Source organism: Trichocoleus sp. Lan, from assembly GCF_039961855.1.
Taxonomy (GTDB): Bacteria; Cyanobacteriota; Cyanobacteriia; order Cyanobacteriales; family FACHB-T130; genus FACHB-T130.
In genome coordinates this window covers 5001-18998 of record NZ_JAMPKA010000040.1, presented here as the reverse complement: position 1 = coordinate 18998, position 13998 = coordinate 5001, and the positions used below count along the sequence as shown (strand labels likewise).

Below are 13998 nucleotides of genomic sequence, written 5' to 3'. Positions count from 1 at the left end.
ACAGATGCGATCGCTCTCATGATGAATCACTACTTTGCCACAGTTGCCCGTGGTCTAGAACCTATTGCTGCTGCTGAACTGGAACGTTTAGGGGCAAAGGAAGTCCGTCCTGATTTCACTGGAGTGCATTTTGTTGGCGATAAAGCAATGCTATACCGGGTGAATCTCTGGGCAAGGACAATTTTTCGAGTCCTAGTCCCCATCCATGAATTTGCCTGCTATGACGCCCAGATGCTCTACCGGGAGGTGCAAAAAATCTCCTGGCTTGACTATCTACATCCCAACAACACCCTAGCTGTGGACTGTACAGGAGGCAATCAAAAACTTAACCACACCCACTTCACGGCTTTACAAGTTAAAAACGCCATCGTAGACCAACAGCGTGACAAATCAGGTCACAGGTCTAGCGTTGATACCGAAAATCCAGATGTGCGGATTAATGTCCACATCCATCAAGACCGTTGTATTTTAAGTTTAGACAGTTCGGGTACCAGTCTCCACCGCCGGGGATATCGACCCGCAATGGGGCTGGCTCCGCTTAAGGAGACTCTAGCGGCTGCTATCCTCGACATGGCAGAGTGGGATGCGAATCTTCCCTTTTTAGACCCGCTCTGTGGCTCTGGAACTCTCCCCTTAGAAGCGGCTTTAAAAGCTTTGAATATTGCCCCCGGATTATTTCGGGAAAAGTTTGGCTTTTTCAGCTGGCTGGATTTTGACGAACATCTGTGGGACCAGATATGGGCGGAAGCCGAAAACAGCGAAATCTCAGACTTAAAAGCACCAATTTGGGGGAGCGACAAAGACCCTGATATCCTAAGCCAAGCTCACACGAATGCCCAACGGTGCGGCATTGCAGATAAGCTAACGTTTACGCAAACCGAATTATCCCAATTGGAAGCACCCGCAGACAGCGGCGTTCTCATCTGTAATCCGCCCTACGGAGAACGTCTGGGAGATGAGAGAGAATTGGGCGAACTCTACAAAATGCTCGGTGATGTTTTCAAACAACGCTTCAAAGGTTGGACTGCCTTTGTTTTGACCGGAAACAAAGAGTTATCGAAAAGAGTAGGACTCAAAACATCTCGTCGCATTCCTGTTTATAACGGTTCTTTAGCGTGTACCTTGCTCAAGTACGAATTGTATTAGAAATTAAAGCCAGCGGAGCATCGAAAGCATTCATCTTTCTCCCCGATTCTGTTAAGACTCAATCTCAGCGAGTTCCATCCAGCGTTCAGTCGCAGCATCAATAGCCTGAGTTAAAGTTTCCACCTTTTGATAGAGTTCCCCAACTTGGGCGACTTTACCAGGAGCCGCATTATAAAGCGCTTTCTCTGCCTCAGCTTTTTCGGTTTCCAATTGAGCAATCTTGCTTTCAAGTTTCTCAAACTCGCGCTTTTCCCAAGTTGAAAGCCTACGCCGTTTGTTGTTATTGTTACTAGAGGGTTGTGGCTCTGCTGGACGTACTTGGGGCTGCACTGACTTTGAGCTATCCTTAGCATTGGCAGCTTCGCGCAATGCTGCTTCTTCTTCGGCTTTCTTGTAGTCCAAGTAAACTGAGTAATTGCCTGGATATTGGCGCAGATTGCCACCCTCTTCAAAGGAAAATATTTTGTCTACGGCGCGGTCGAGGAAGTAGCGATCGTGGGAGACACAAATCATACAGCCGGGGAAATCTTCTAGATAGTCTTCTAAGACCGCTAAGGTTTGAACATCTAAGTCATTGGTTGGTTCATCAAGGATGAGAACATTAGGCGCACTCATCAAAACGCGCAATAGAAATAGGCGACGTTTTTCTCCACCAGAAAGTTTATGAATCGGGGCATATTGTTGATTGCCAGGGAATAGAAAACGCTCCAACATTTGGGAAGCCGTAATCTGAGTGCCATCGGCAATTTTGAGATATTCTCCAACTTCTTTAATGTAGTCAATCACTCGCAAATTTTCATTCAATGCAGCGAGTAATTCTTCAGAGTGTTGGTTAAAATAGCCAATGTGAATGGTAGAGCCAATGTCAACGCTTCCAGAATCCGGTTGAACGCGCCCGGTGATAATATCCATCAAAGTCGATTTGCCTGCACCATTGCCCCCGATGATGCCGATACGATCTTCGGGACTAAATGCATAGGTGAAATCTTTGATTAAGGTGCGCCCATCGTAGGCTTTAGAAATATTAGTTAAATCAATAACTTTTTTGCCAATCCGACGACTCAGAGTGGAAATATCGACTTTGCCCTGAGTTTGTTTAAACTCAGTTGCTTGCATCTCGTGGACGCGATCGATCCGAGCCTTCTGCTTGGTACTCCGGGCTTTTGGTCCTCGCTTCAACCATTCCAACTCTCGGCGAAGGACTCCCTGATGTTTGCGCTGACTGCTGACAGCAGACTCTTCAGCGAGGGCTTTTTTCTCTAGATAGTAGGAATAGTTACCTGCGTAGGTGTAGAGGTCGCCTCGGTCGATTTCAAGAATTCGGTTGGTGACGCGATCGAGAAAATAGCGATCGTGAGTGATGAGTAGAATTGCTCCTCGATAGCGGTTCAAATAACTTTGTAACCACTCAACAGATAGAGCATCTAGATGGTTGGTTGGTTCATCCATCAACAACACTTCGGGTTCCGAAAGCAAAGCGGTTGCCAAAGCAATTCGCTTGCGATAGCCGCCGGATAGAGTAGCAATTTTGGCGTTAAAATCTTCAATTCCTAGCTTGGTGAGGATGATTTTGGCATTTGTCTCCAGTTCCCAAGCACCAGTAGCATCCATGCGTTGCATGACCGTAGAGAAGCGGGACATGAGCTGGCTATCTTCTCGATTGTGAGCCAGTTTATCTGACAGTTCTTCATATTCGCGGACAAGGGACATTTGCTCCCCGCTATCAGCAAAAACTTGCTCTAGAACGGTGAGATTTTCATCTAAGTCGGGTTGCTGAGGTAAGTAAACAATCCGTACTCCTGAGTTGACTAAAAGTTGACCGCCATCAATCGGTTCTAGTCCGGCTATCATCTTCAACAGCGTTGATTTTCCAGAGCCGTTGGTGCCGATTAGTCCGACTTTATCTGTGGGATCTAGGCTAAAGTTGGCATCTTTTAAAATTTCTTTGATACCAAAGTCTTTTTTAACTGATTGCAGTGTAAATATGCTCATCTTATTCTCAACTTTGTTTGGAGGGAGTAGGTGTTGCCCGTGAGTTGCCTAAATAGAGGGCGAAGCATTTGGGAGCGGAATTTCTTGGAGTGTGTTTGGGTTTATCCCCCGAATGCTTCGCCCCTACAAAACCATCTATGTAGGGGCGAAGCATGAGCATAACTGAGCGTAACGATGTGTTAGCTGGCAACCCTTAATTTTATTCGCTCATGGTTCGCCTTCTTAATTCTGAAGAGGCGAATCTACCCCCTAAAACTATTGAGGGGCAGTTGCATCCTGAAGATTACCCAGGTTGAACAGGAATGGGATACTGCTATTAGAGTCACCACCCGTGACGAGAACTTTTGGCATTTGGGAACCTCCTTGTCTCCACGCTTCGATCGCTTCTTTCTGAAGAACTAGCCCGCCCCCTTGTTGCTTTAAGGTTTCAGCTAGGAGTCGTTGAGCCTCAGCTCTACCTTTAGCACGATTGATGTCTGCTTGGGCTTCTTGTTCAGCTTCTTGCGCCACATAAACTGCTCGTTGCGCCCGCTGTTCGGCAATTTGTTTCTCTTCAACTGCCCTCGCAAACTCAGGGGAGAAAGTTAGGTCAACTACACTAGTATCTAGCACGATAATTCCGTACTTATCTAACCGTTGACCCAAGGCAGTATCAAAGTCTTGTTTCAGTTCCTCTCTTTTAGTAATTGCTTCTTCAACGGTTCTCCTAGCCGCTGCTACTTTAAAGGATTCCTGAGTCTGCGGTGCAATAATTTTTGACACGATATTCTCTAAGGTTCCTTGTTTCCTTCTCACCTCAACGACTTGGATAGGGTCGAGGCGAAAGTTGATGGCAAATCTAGCAGAGAGATCCTGTAGATCCTTGGTAGAACTCTGTGCCGGAACTTCAAATTTTTGCACGGTCAAATCATAGATGTCTACAACTGAGATCAGTGGGGGTTTGAGGTGGATGCCTTCTAGCACGGCTCCATCTCTCGCTTTCCCTAAGATGCTGATGACTCCTGCCTGACCTGGGTTAATAATTACAAAAGAATTGAGACTAATAAAGAGGACTAAGGCAGTGATAATCCCTAGGATTGATAATTGTAAATTCTGCGCGTACTGATTTTTCAAGAGCCGATCTCCTTTTGTTTTGGTGTGACTCAGGGGTTATGGTCTGCTACCTCTACTTCTGTATCACCCTTCTCCACGGTAAACTAAAACTCATGTTTACCCGTTTTCTACCATCCGCAGCCCAAGCGCTGACAGAATCCACCTCGATAGCCCTAGCAGAGAGTATCGAGCAGACTGCGATCGCAACTCCTCTCTCGCAACAGGCGATCGCTACCACCTACGTTCATCAGGGTAGCGGCGGAACGCCCATCCTGTTGCTGCATGGCTTCGATAGCTCTATATTCGAGTTCCGTCGCCTCCTACCACTGCTGGCAACCCAGAATGAAGCGTGGGTTGTGGATTTGTTGGGTTTCGGCTTTACCGAACGACCGGCTGGACTCCCGTTTAGCCCAACAGCCATTAAAACCCATCTCTACTACTTCTGGAAAACGCTGATTAACCAGCCAATCGTTCTCGTGGGAACTTCAATGGGGGGTGCAGCGGCAATTGATTTTACCCTCACCTACCCGGAAGCGGTGCAAAAGTTGGTGTTGATTGATAGCGCTGGTTTCGCTAGTCCCCCCAACATCGGCAGGTTGTTGTTTCCTCCCATCAGTAACCTGGCGACTTCATTTTTGCGAAATCAGAAAGTGCGCGATCGCATTTCACGCAGTGCTTATCACGATCAAAGCTTTGCCTCCCTCGATGCCTTACGGTGTGCGGCGTTGCACCTGGATCTCCCCAATTGGCATGATGCCCTGATTGCCTTCACCAAAAGCGGGGGGTACAACTTTTTGAGCGATAAAATTGCCCAAATCGACAAGCCGACACTGATTCTGTGGGGAGAGTTTGACAGGATTTTAGGGACGGCTGACGCAGAGAAATTTAAAAGAGCGATCGCGCTTTCTCAACTCATCTGGATCGAAAATTGCGGTCACGTTCCTCACTTGGAACAGTCCCAAATTACCGCCCAGCATATTCTAGAATTTTGCTAAATTTTTAGCTTTTCCTTCTTCTTTCCCTTTGACTTAATCGCCCTCGATTCAATCGTAAACTCTGGAATCTCTTGGAGTTGGTCTTCACACAAGCTGTACTGCTCGCAAACCAAACTCAGGCGAAACCCTGAACTGGTGACTTGATTCACTGAATGAGTTAAATCGCCCTGAAAATCTAGCAACGTGTTGGCTTGCGGGCGGACTTGTCCTACATTGCGCTTCTGGCAGCGTAACACTAACTCTCCTCCCATCAAATCCCGTGGCACTTGAACATACAGGACACTCACCCTGGCTGGCGGTTCGATACTCTTGCAGTAAGAGCGCAGACTACGGTCAATGTGAGGATCGACGCGGGAACCCTCCTTCAGCATCAGGGGATTGAGATAGAAAGCATTACACGTTGAGTGCAAAGCCACGTTGAGATAAGGTTTGAAAAAGGGAAAACTTCGTTCAACTTCGCTCAAGCCCGAACGCTGGAATACAACCGAAAATCCCTTAGTGCAGATAAAGTCGCGGTTCAAGTTGTTAACCGCAAAATAGGGACAAGCGAGAATCTGCCCCTGCAATTCGCTGAGGTAGTCAGGCTCAAAAACTTGGTGTTGTAGACGGTAGTAGCTCAAGAAACTCTCAGAAAATGAAATGTCCTTTTGTTAGTTGTATCGCTTGTTGCACCTTGTTGTGTACATTCCACCGCCCCATCCCGACTATTTCAAAATTAAGTAAATTATTTTTACAGAAATGAGCAAATCAGCCATTTAGGAATTAATAGGTTTACTCTACTTTGTATCCATCATTGTTTCAGGGAAATGGTGCGACCATGATGCTGAACACATACAAAGTAGAAGAGTGGGATGCCAAGCTGTTTCTGAACCGCTGCGCTAAAGCACATCACCGTCAAGACACTCTCCTCTACCTTGCTGTTAGCAATGATTGTTCCCACCTGGAAAACTTAGCCACCGAATTTCAAAATAATCTTCATGGCTGGGTTGACAGCGACAAGCCGATTTTATTAGGCGCGAACGACCTGAGTATCATTGTCAACTGCTGCCAACAAAGTCCCATCGGTAAATTGCTGCCTGGTGCCCTCTACGTTCATGTGTCAGCACTTTCTCAACTCGACCCTCTGCTGAGGCTCTACGAGGGCTATGCCAGACGAACGGTGGGACATATTGATGGCGCTACCCTAATTAAATTCAACATCGAGCAGCCTAAAATCTCTTACTTGTTTTATCCTGACTTTGATACCGACCCTCATCCCGCCTTGCAAGCTAGCATTCAGATTGATGTTCGGGACGGGAGTTCAACTTACCGAGACTACAGTACTAGCGACAATCCCCCTGTCCTCCACCGCAAAGAAACCTTTGTCACCCCCGATTATCCCCACTACGAAAAATTCGCCAACCTCACTCGGCAAGAAGAGAAATTGCGGCTTTTAGACAAAACCCGTGGCATTGGAACGCTTCGGGGTTGGTTAGAATGCTTACAAGATTATGGTGTCGAAATCCAGGGTCATCAAGTTATTCGGCGGCAAGTTGTAGAGAACTTACATCCAACCTCTCTACATTCGACACTGCCTAAAATAGAGCGTCACAAAGCTGCAATTGCTCGTAAAAATCTTTCTCGCCCCGTGCGTCTCGCTTTAGAAGCTGGCTTATTTAGTGAAGATAGCACTTTCTTTGACTATGGTTGCGGCTACGGAAGCGATATTCAGCACATAGCGGAAAAGGGCTACACCAGCGCTGGATGGGACCCTTATTACTCTCCGGATACCCCCCGCACCACCGCTGATATTGTTAATCTCGGTTATATCATCAATGTTATTGAACGCACAGATGAGCGTCGAGAAGCATTATTAAACGCCTGGGAGTTAACAGAAAAAGTCCTAATTGTTGCTGCACTGGTTTTAATTGATGACCGAGGAACGGGTCAACTTGCCTACGGCGATGGGGTGATTACTCGCCGCAATACTTTTCAGAAATACTACGAACAGGAAGAACTGAAAATTTATATTGACCAGGTTCTTAATGTTAATGCGGTGCCAGTTGCATTAGGCATTTACTTTGTTTTCCGAGATGAAAGGCTTGCCGAAGCTTACCGCGCCTCTCGCTTTCGTTCTCGCGCCACAACTCCCAAAGTTCGTGCCAACATCAAGCGATTTGAAGATTATCAGGAAATGCTGGCACCCCTAATGGCTTTTGTCACCGAACGCGGTCGTCTGCCAGTCAAAAATGAAAAACCAGAATTAGAAAATTTGAGGACTGAATTTGGTGGTTTTCGCCGTGCCTTTCAGGTCATTTTACAAGCAACTGACCAAAAAGAGTGGGATGCGATCGCTCAAAAACGCCGCTTAGACCTTTTAGTTTATCTCGCACTAGGCAAGTTCAATCATCTCAAGCTCAAACAAATATCACCAGAAGTCCGTAACGATATCAAATGTTTATTTGGTAGCTACGACGAAGCCTGGGAATTAGCTGAGGAAATGCTATTTAGTCTAGGCGATCCCGGTGTGATTGCCCACTGCTGTCAACAAAGCTTGGTTGGCTGTACCACTGGTTTTAAGCACACGCCTCTCTATCCTAGTTCCTTCATGGTTCATGTTTCAGCTTTTTCCGAACTCGAACCGTTGCTGCGCCTCTACGAAGGCTGCGCTAGTCGTACAATTGGACGCATGGATGAAGCCACGCTAATTAAATTTCACACCTATAAACCAAAAGTTTCATATTTGTTCTATCCCAATTTCGATACTGATCCTCATCCGGTCCTGCACACCAGTATGCAAATCGATCTGAGAGATTTGAGCGTCAGCTACCGGGATTACGAAGATGATGTTAATCCACCAATCCTACATCGAAAAGAAACTGTTATTACCCCCGATTATCCGAATTATGAGAAGTTTTCCCGACTCACTCAACAGGAAGAAGACTGGGGGCTTTTAAATGATGAGCGGACTATTAAAACGCTTAGAGATTGGCAACGATGCTTAAAGGCAAACTGCCTAGAAATAGAAGATTATTGTCTTTGCTGGCGTAAAGACGCCGATCCGATTCGGGTGCAGGAATTAACAGCAGTTCGTGAAAAAAGGAAAAATACAAAAGTAACATCTTTTTAAACGCAAAGAGCGCAAAGGTTAACCCTGATGTACTCAAAGATTTTTGTTTTCTTTCCTTGGAGTAACTTTGCGCTTTCCTTGGCAAAACTTTGTAGTTAAAAAAAATTCATTAATTTCAATTCAAACTAGCTTCACAATTCTTTTGCTAACTGAATCCAATGTTCAATTCCCTTTTGTGTTGGTTGCCCCGATGCTGTGAAGGTTCTGATGTCTCTCTTGTGTTGAAAACCATAACTGATATGAATTGGTTTATCTACTCCATAAAAGTATAGAGAATCAAATGGTAATTTTTGACTTAATATCCAATCGATAACGCGATCGCTATCTGAACCAACGATCAAAAAATCGCAGGCAGCGCCTAGTCGTTTACAGTAATATTTACCATTCTTGTTCATTTCATGCGCCATGTGCTGGTCTAGTTCCGGTGCAACTCGACCATTTTTATGACCTGTCGCCGAATCTTTTTTATCTAGGTATCTTTTTAAGTCCTTGGAACAAAAGCCATAAGTTAGGTGAAAATCATTAACGCCGAAATAGTCAATTATTGGATCTAAGATAAGTTGATTTAGCTTTTGTAGTGCAGGCAGCGTTTCTTCTGGATTTTGGGGAAATGGATAAATTTTGGATGCGTACTTTTGATAAGTCTGGGTACAGGTGCAAAAATCCTCTAAAGTAAGGTATTTTCCTAGGGAAACTTCTTTCATCGTTGAGGAACTATAGTGCATCAAGAGTACAATAAGCTGGTACGCGATCGCATTCCCGAAATCATTCACCAAGCAGGGCGAGAGTGTGAAGTAGAGGTAATGACAGAAGCAGCGTATCACCAAGCATTGCGAGATAAACTCATCGAAGAAGCGCAAGAAGCTGCTGAAGCTACTGCTCAAGACTTAGTGAAAGAACTCGCTGACCTATACGAAGTCATCGATGCCTTGCGTGCAGCTTGTCAAATAGAGCGTTCCTCAATTTTGGCAGAACAAGAAAAACGACGTTCAGAGCGAGGTGGCTTTGACCAGCGCTTTCGATTATTGTGGACTCAGTAGCCGCGAAGTCGATACGGTAGAGGTATGGATAACCCGCTACACCTGCTAGACATCGCCGAGTCTTATCTAAGAAAATCGGTTGCACCATTAGCCACACAGATAGATGGCAGCCCAGAAGCACTACGAGAGGCGCTTAAAGGACTTGGCGAACGTTTTTTACTGGCGTTGCGAGTTCCCCAAGAGTGGGGTGGTTCCGAAGTCAGTGAACAGACTTTTCGGACTTTTCAAGAGCTAATTGCAAGATATTCCGGTGCTTTGGCATTCTTGCAGACTCAACATCAAAGTGCCGCTGGGATGCTTGTCGCCAGCAAAAATTGTTCTCTTAAATGCCAGTATCTTCCCCGTATGAGCAACGGGCAGATTTTAGTCGGTGTCGGCTTCTCTCAATTGCGGCGGCAGGGCGACCCAACTGTGAAAGCCTTTCCGGTAGAAGGGGGATATCATCTAGAGGGACAAGTGCCTTGGGTTACGGGCTGGGGCTTGTTTCAAGAGTTTATTGTCGCCGCAACACTCCCCGATGGGGGCGCAGTCTTTGGCATTGTGCCCTTTGTTACCAAGTATCAGGAGATGGGGGGTGCAATTACATTTACCCAGCCAATGCAACTGGCAGCAATGACCTCAACCAATACCGTCACTGCAAATCTTACCAGTTGGTTTTTGCCTCAAGAGCGTGTTGTCTCTATCAAGCCTGCGGGTTGGATTCACGAAAACGATTTGAAGAATGTCCTTCACCAAGGCTTTTTTGCTTTGGGATGCGCTAGAGCTGGACTTGATATTCTGGAAGCTGCTGCTCTAACCAAGCCTAACGCCTTTATTTCCAAAGCTTTTAAGTCACTCGACCGGGAACTCACCGCCTGTAGCACTGCCATCAGACATCCCTCTAAACCCTTTGCAGATCGTCTGCAAATCCGAGCTTGGGCAATTGATTTAGCTGTGCGGTGTGCCCATGCTGCCGTTACCGTTTCCCGTGGTGCCGCCAACTACAGCCACCACGCAGCACAGCGAGTTTACCGCGAGGCACTGGTGTTTACTGTTTCCGGTCAAACCACGGCTGTCATGGAGGCGACGCTCAACAGGTTGGTGCGTTCAGAATCCGCACTTTCTCTCAGCACTGAGGAGACTCAGCCTGGGACCGACAAACAGCAACTTGAAACTTATTCCTCATCCGATTAATCTATGAATCGCCAAGAAGTTGAAGCTAGAACGATTCTGATTGCTTTGACAGGTTCCAGGGGCTACGGTTTAGCGACTGAAACCTCAGACTATGACTATCGCGGTATTTTTGTGGCAACTAAGCCTTATTACCTGGGATTTTCTCAAATTGAACAAAAGGATAGAGGTTGGACAGAAGAGCCTGGAGAATTTTCTTATCTGACTAAAGATACTTGTATTTATGAGCTGAAAAAATTTTTAGAACTGTCTGCCGATAACAACCCAAATATTTTAGAGCTTCTCTGGTTCAAAGATTATGTTCTTTTAACTGAAGTCGGTAATACCTTGAGACGCTATAAACAGATGTTTCTGTCAAAAAAGGTGAAGCACACTTATGCGGGATACGGTTATGCCCAAATAAAAAAATTAGAGTCTCACCGCCGCTGGTTACTCGAACCACCAACCAGAAAACCTGAGCCAGAAGACTTTGGATTAGAACCTGCCCAAGCGCTGACGGTGGGCGAAATTCATGCGTTTCTAGAATATCTCTACTTGTTAATTAGAGGCCGAATTCAGTTTTTGGAAGAAGGGCAGGAACTTTATAATTTGCTAACTGCCAAAATTGATTTTAAGGGGGTATTGAAGCAATACGCTTTACCAGAAGAACCGCTGGAGTACACCCGGAAACTTACCGGCAGCTCGGAAGAATTTATTAAACTGCTGCAAAAAAGCCAGCAGTATCAAAACGCCCGCCGAGAATACGATAACTACCAACAATGGAAAAAAAATCGCAATCCAGCACGGGCAGCGATGGAAGCTAAAGTGGGGTATGACTCTAAATTTGCGATGCAGGCTATCCGCTTATTAAGAACAGGTATCGAAATTTTAGAGACACAAACCTTAATAGTCGATCGCCGGGAAACCGGCGATGCACGGGAATTGCTAGCCATTAAAAACGGCGAGTATCGCTATGAAGAAGTCATGGCGATCGCTAACAATTTGTACAAAGGACTCGATGAAGCCTACGCTAAATCTACCCTGCCTAGAAGTGTAGATAGAGAAGCAATTAATCGACTTTGTATTGATTTAGTGGCAATGCAAGGGTGGTAAGGCTAATAGCGGACAACGTTTTGTCTTTTGCAAATTTGGCTTTTACTTTGTACCTTGTACCTTTTTTTGCCACTGGTCAATTGCCTTCTGGGCAGTCGTATAGGTAGGTGTGTCTTTCGGGACTAAAGCCGCTGTCTGAATGGCTTCTTTAAGCCTTCCATCAGAGGCGCGAGTCTGCGCTGTCTGATAAATCGTTTTGCTCCACTGGGCAATTAACTGTTGTGCCTCGGTATATCCAGGCTGATCGGGGGGTACTTTGCGAACAGCGGCGATCGCGCGAGTGTAAGACGAAGCTTGTCCGGGTTGAATTAATCCTTGAGCAGATTGGAGAAGGATTTTGTTGGTTCGCTGTTGCTGTGCTTTTTCACGCCAGCTGGCGATTGCTCCTTGAGCTTCCTTATAAAGGGACTGATTATCCTCTGGAACCAGTCGTGCCGCCGCGATCGCCTTATCAAACTGCCCTTGTTTTGCCCGCCCGTTAGCTAAATCCAGAATCACACCGCTCCAGCGTGCAATGTCTTGCTGTGCCTGTTCGTAGAGAGGTTCGCCTGGTTTTATTTTCTGGGCTTCTGCGATCGCCTGACTAAACTGAGAAGCTTGATTTGGGACGATCAAAGTTCTTGCTCTATCCAACACCGCTTGATTCGCCCCCGCTTGGGTCTCGGTGCCCCCCACTGCATTCTGGGATTTGGAACCTGAAGAAGCTGACTGTAACGATACAGCAGCCGGTGTGGTGCTGCCAGGAGCGGCATCCGTTGAAGTATTTATTGCCTGCTGACCAATAAATGCGGCTCGGTTACGGAGAAATACCCCCCCGATCAATGCCACTATCAGTGCGATACCACCGCACCACAAAAGTAGATTCAACCACCAGGGTGTGTCATCTACAAGGGTAGTAGATGACACACTTGTCTGGGGGACGATAGCACCTTGACCAATCCCTGAGCGGATGCCGGAAGGGTTATAGTTTGTCTCCGATCCTTTAGAAGTCTGCTTCTGGGTCAAGGCGGCTGCACCAGCTACGTTATTATGCCCCACCATACCCGGAGTAGCCTCCTGACGATCCATTCCGACGTTGTGCATACCAGAAGTGGAAGCTACTGGAGGTGTATCTGAAGCTAAGGTCGCATTCCAGTTCATCACTCCGTTCGGGAGGAGCGTTGGGAGTTTGTAGTTACTTGCCGAAGAGGGTATTGCACTCAAGGGTATCTGAACGGGTCGCCAGTGGTGTTCGCTCAACTCAGGCAGGTGCGATCGCAGATAACGCTCCAGACTCTCCAAATTCTTGCCTTGGTTATATCGCAGTCCTTCTAGCAGTACTGCTGTAAATAATCCATGACCCAGTGAGGACGCTTCGTAAGAAAATTGATCAACTTGGCAGGACAGGACTGTGGCAATACCCATTGTTTGGGCTAATTCCAAAGTTTGCGCCCCTACCTTTGCACCTGCTTGACCGCCCTGACTGCGGTTTATATCTAGCAGCACCAAAATATTTTTAGCCGCCGACTCTTTGAGAGTGGTAAAGAGCGATCTTACAGATATACCAGTTTCCGCTATTTCATCTGGGTCTCCTTGACTGGGCATTAGGTAATCCTCCCCGTCGAAGGTTACTCCATACCCACTGAAAAAGAACCAGAGCGAATCATCGACGTTTACTGGCGCATGGCACCACTCATCAAACCAATCCAGCAGGTTTTCCTTAGTAGGGTAAGTTGACTGATCGCTAATCGGCGGTGAGGTGTCCGTTAACAGCAGACACTCGTCTGCTGACCATCCAGCTTCGTCAACCAGAAACTGCCACAGCGTCTGTGCATCCGCTTGGGCATAGCTTAGAGGCTGGAAAAACTGATATTGATTGATGCCAATTGCGATCGCCCAGTGATTTGCCATGACCCATGCCCCAGATATCTATTAGAGAGGGTAGCCCAAAAATAGCATTTACTAACAAGCAAACTACAGGAAACGGCTTCTTTTGGCAATTGCACAGTGGAAACAAAGCAGTTTGCATTAGCTCAATCCTATAATAAAGGGTCGCTCTTGAAGAGCGACCCTTTATTATAGTCAATCTAACTAAAAATCAACCTGGCACTGAGCTATTTTCCCAGGCAGTCACCCACCGAGTATCTTCGCCGCAGTTGCGTTTCACCTCCGAGTTCGGGATGGAGTCGGTGTGGTTCCACAACGCTAGTAGCACCAGGAAAGAATGTGAGGATGAACCCTCAATACTGCATAGTAACGTTAGTTTAGTTTTAGGAGTTGAGGTCAAGCCCTCGGTCTATTAGGACGCTTCGGCTGCATACATTGCTGCACTTCCACCTGGCGCCTATTTACAGGTGTTCTTCCTGTGACCTTACTGGATTAT

Annotated in this window: 11 protein-coding genes and 2 rRNA genes (1 of these 13 cut by a window edge); 6 read left to right on the top strand and 7 right to left on the bottom strand. The window is 46.5% G+C overall.

The annotated features are described in order from the left end of the window. Positions 1–21 precede the first annotated feature (21 nt). Positions 22–1146, top strand: a complete 1125-nt coding sequence (locus tag NDA03_RS24985; protein WP_348239489.1) for a THUMP domain-containing protein — start codon at positions 22–24, stop codon at positions 1144–1146. A 51-nt stretch (positions 1147–1197) separates the two neighbouring features. Here NDA03_RS24985 and NDA03_RS24980 read toward each other — a convergent pair whose 3' ends face one another. Both NDA03_RS24980 and NDA03_RS24975 read right to left on the bottom strand, forming a co-directional pair. Beyond that, on the bottom strand, positions 1198–3138 hold the full coding sequence (locus tag NDA03_RS24980) for an ABC-F family ATP-binding cassette domain-containing protein (protein ID WP_348239476.1): 1941 nt from the start codon (positions 3136–3138) through the stop codon (positions 1198–1200). Positions 3139–3393: 255 nt separating this feature from the next. Next, a complete protein-coding gene (locus NDA03_RS24975; protein WP_190411495.1) occupies positions 3394–4251 on the bottom strand; it encodes a prohibitin family protein in 858 nt (285 codons plus the stop codon). Between the two features lie 92 nt (positions 4252–4343). Between NDA03_RS24975 and NDA03_RS24970 the strand changes: the two genes are divergently transcribed. Next, on the top strand, positions 4344–5225 hold the full coding sequence (locus NDA03_RS24970; RefSeq protein ID WP_348239475.1) for an alpha/beta hydrolase: 882 nt from the start codon (positions 4344–4346) through the stop codon (positions 5223–5225). Here NDA03_RS24970 and NDA03_RS24965 read toward each other — a convergent pair. Next, positions 5222–5845 carry a 2OG-Fe(II) oxygenase gene (locus tag NDA03_RS24965; protein WP_348239474.1) on the bottom strand — a complete coding sequence of 208 codons (624 nt, stop codon included), beginning with the start codon at positions 5843–5845 and terminating at the stop codon, positions 5222–5224. The two genes, NDA03_RS24970 and NDA03_RS24965, sit on opposite strands and share 4 nt — an antisense overlap. A gap of 197 nt (positions 5846–6042) precedes the next feature. Between NDA03_RS24965 and NDA03_RS24960 the strand changes: the two genes are divergently transcribed. Further along, positions 6043–8334, top strand: coding sequence for a DNA phosphorothioation-associated putative methyltransferase (locus tag NDA03_RS24960; RefSeq protein WP_348239472.1), 2292 nt, complete (start codon positions 6043–6045; stop codon positions 8332–8334). A gap of 131 nt (positions 8335–8465) precedes the next feature. On the opposite strand, the gene NDA03_RS24955 is transcribed toward NDA03_RS24960, so the two are convergent. Continuing rightward, positions 8466–9038, bottom strand: coding sequence for a hypothetical protein (locus NDA03_RS24955; RefSeq protein ID WP_190411492.1), 573 nt, complete (start codon positions 9036–9038; stop codon positions 8466–8468). A 15-nt stretch (positions 9039–9053) separates the two neighbouring features. Here NDA03_RS24955 and NDA03_RS24950 point away from each other — a divergent pair, with 15 nt between their 5' ends. From NDA03_RS24950 to NDA03_RS24940, 3 genes are read left to right on the top strand one after another with little or no spacing between them, the layout of a single operon-like run. After that, positions 9054–9374 carry a nucleoside triphosphate pyrophosphohydrolase gene (locus tag NDA03_RS24950; RefSeq protein ID WP_190411491.1) on the top strand — a complete coding sequence of 107 codons (321 nt, stop codon included), beginning with the start codon at positions 9054–9056 and terminating at the stop codon, positions 9372–9374. 24 nt (positions 9375–9398) lie between these two features. Further along, complete coding sequence (locus NDA03_RS24945) at positions 9399–10547, top strand: acyl-CoA dehydrogenase family protein (RefSeq protein ID WP_190411490.1); 1149 nt, start codon at positions 9399–9401, stop codon at positions 10545–10547. 3 nt (positions 10548–10550) lie between these two features. Then, positions 10551–11636 carry a nucleotidyltransferase domain-containing protein gene (locus NDA03_RS24940; protein WP_190411489.1) on the top strand — a complete coding sequence of 362 codons (1086 nt, stop codon included), beginning with the start codon at positions 10551–10553 and terminating at the stop codon, positions 11634–11636. 42 nt (positions 11637–11678) lie between these two features. Here NDA03_RS24940 and NDA03_RS24935 read toward each other — a convergent pair whose 3' ends face one another. From NDA03_RS24935 to NDA03_RS24925, 3 genes are all read right to left on the bottom strand, one after another. Then, positions 11679–13526 carry a caspase family protein gene (locus tag NDA03_RS24935; protein WP_190411488.1) on the bottom strand — a complete coding sequence of 616 codons (1848 nt, stop codon included), beginning with the start codon at positions 13524–13526 and terminating at the stop codon, positions 11679–11681. Between the two features lie 190 nt (positions 13527–13716). Next, positions 13717–13834, bottom strand: a 5S ribosomal RNA gene (rrf, locus tag NDA03_RS24930). A gap of 60 nt (positions 13835–13894) precedes the next feature. Continuing rightward, positions 13895–13998 (bottom strand): 23S ribosomal RNA (locus NDA03_RS24925); it runs 2784 nt beyond the window's last position.

Bases quoted from the DNA above. Each gene is read 5' to 3' on its own strand.
- NDA03_RS24985 (WP_348239489.1), top strand. From the start codon at position 22: ATGAATCACTACTTTGCCACAGTTGCCCGTGGTCTAGAACCTATTGCT.
- NDA03_RS24980 (WP_348239476.1), bottom strand. From the start codon at position 3,138: ATGAGCATATTTACACTGCAATCAGTTAAAAAAGACTTTGGTATCAAA.
- NDA03_RS24970 (WP_348239475.1), top strand. From the start codon at position 4,344: ATGTTTACCCGTTTTCTACCATCCGCAGCCCAAGCGCTGACAGAATCC.
- NDA03_RS24960 (WP_348239472.1), top strand. From the start codon at position 6,043: ATGATGCTGAACACATACAAAGTAGAAGAGTGGGATGCCAAGCTGTTT.
- NDA03_RS24955 (WP_190411492.1), bottom strand. From the start codon at position 9,038: ATGAAAGAAGTTTCCCTAGGAAAATACCTTACTTTAGAGGATTTTTGC.
- NDA03_RS24945 (WP_190411490.1), top strand. From the start codon at position 9,399: ATGGATAACCCGCTACACCTGCTAGACATCGCCGAGTCTTATCTAAGA.
- NDA03_RS24940 (WP_190411489.1), top strand. From the start codon at position 10,551: ATGAATCGCCAAGAAGTTGAAGCTAGAACGATTCTGATTGCTTTGACA.
- NDA03_RS24935 (WP_190411488.1), bottom strand. From the start codon at position 13,526: ATGGCAAATCACTGGGCGATCGCAATTGGCATCAATCAATATCAGTTT.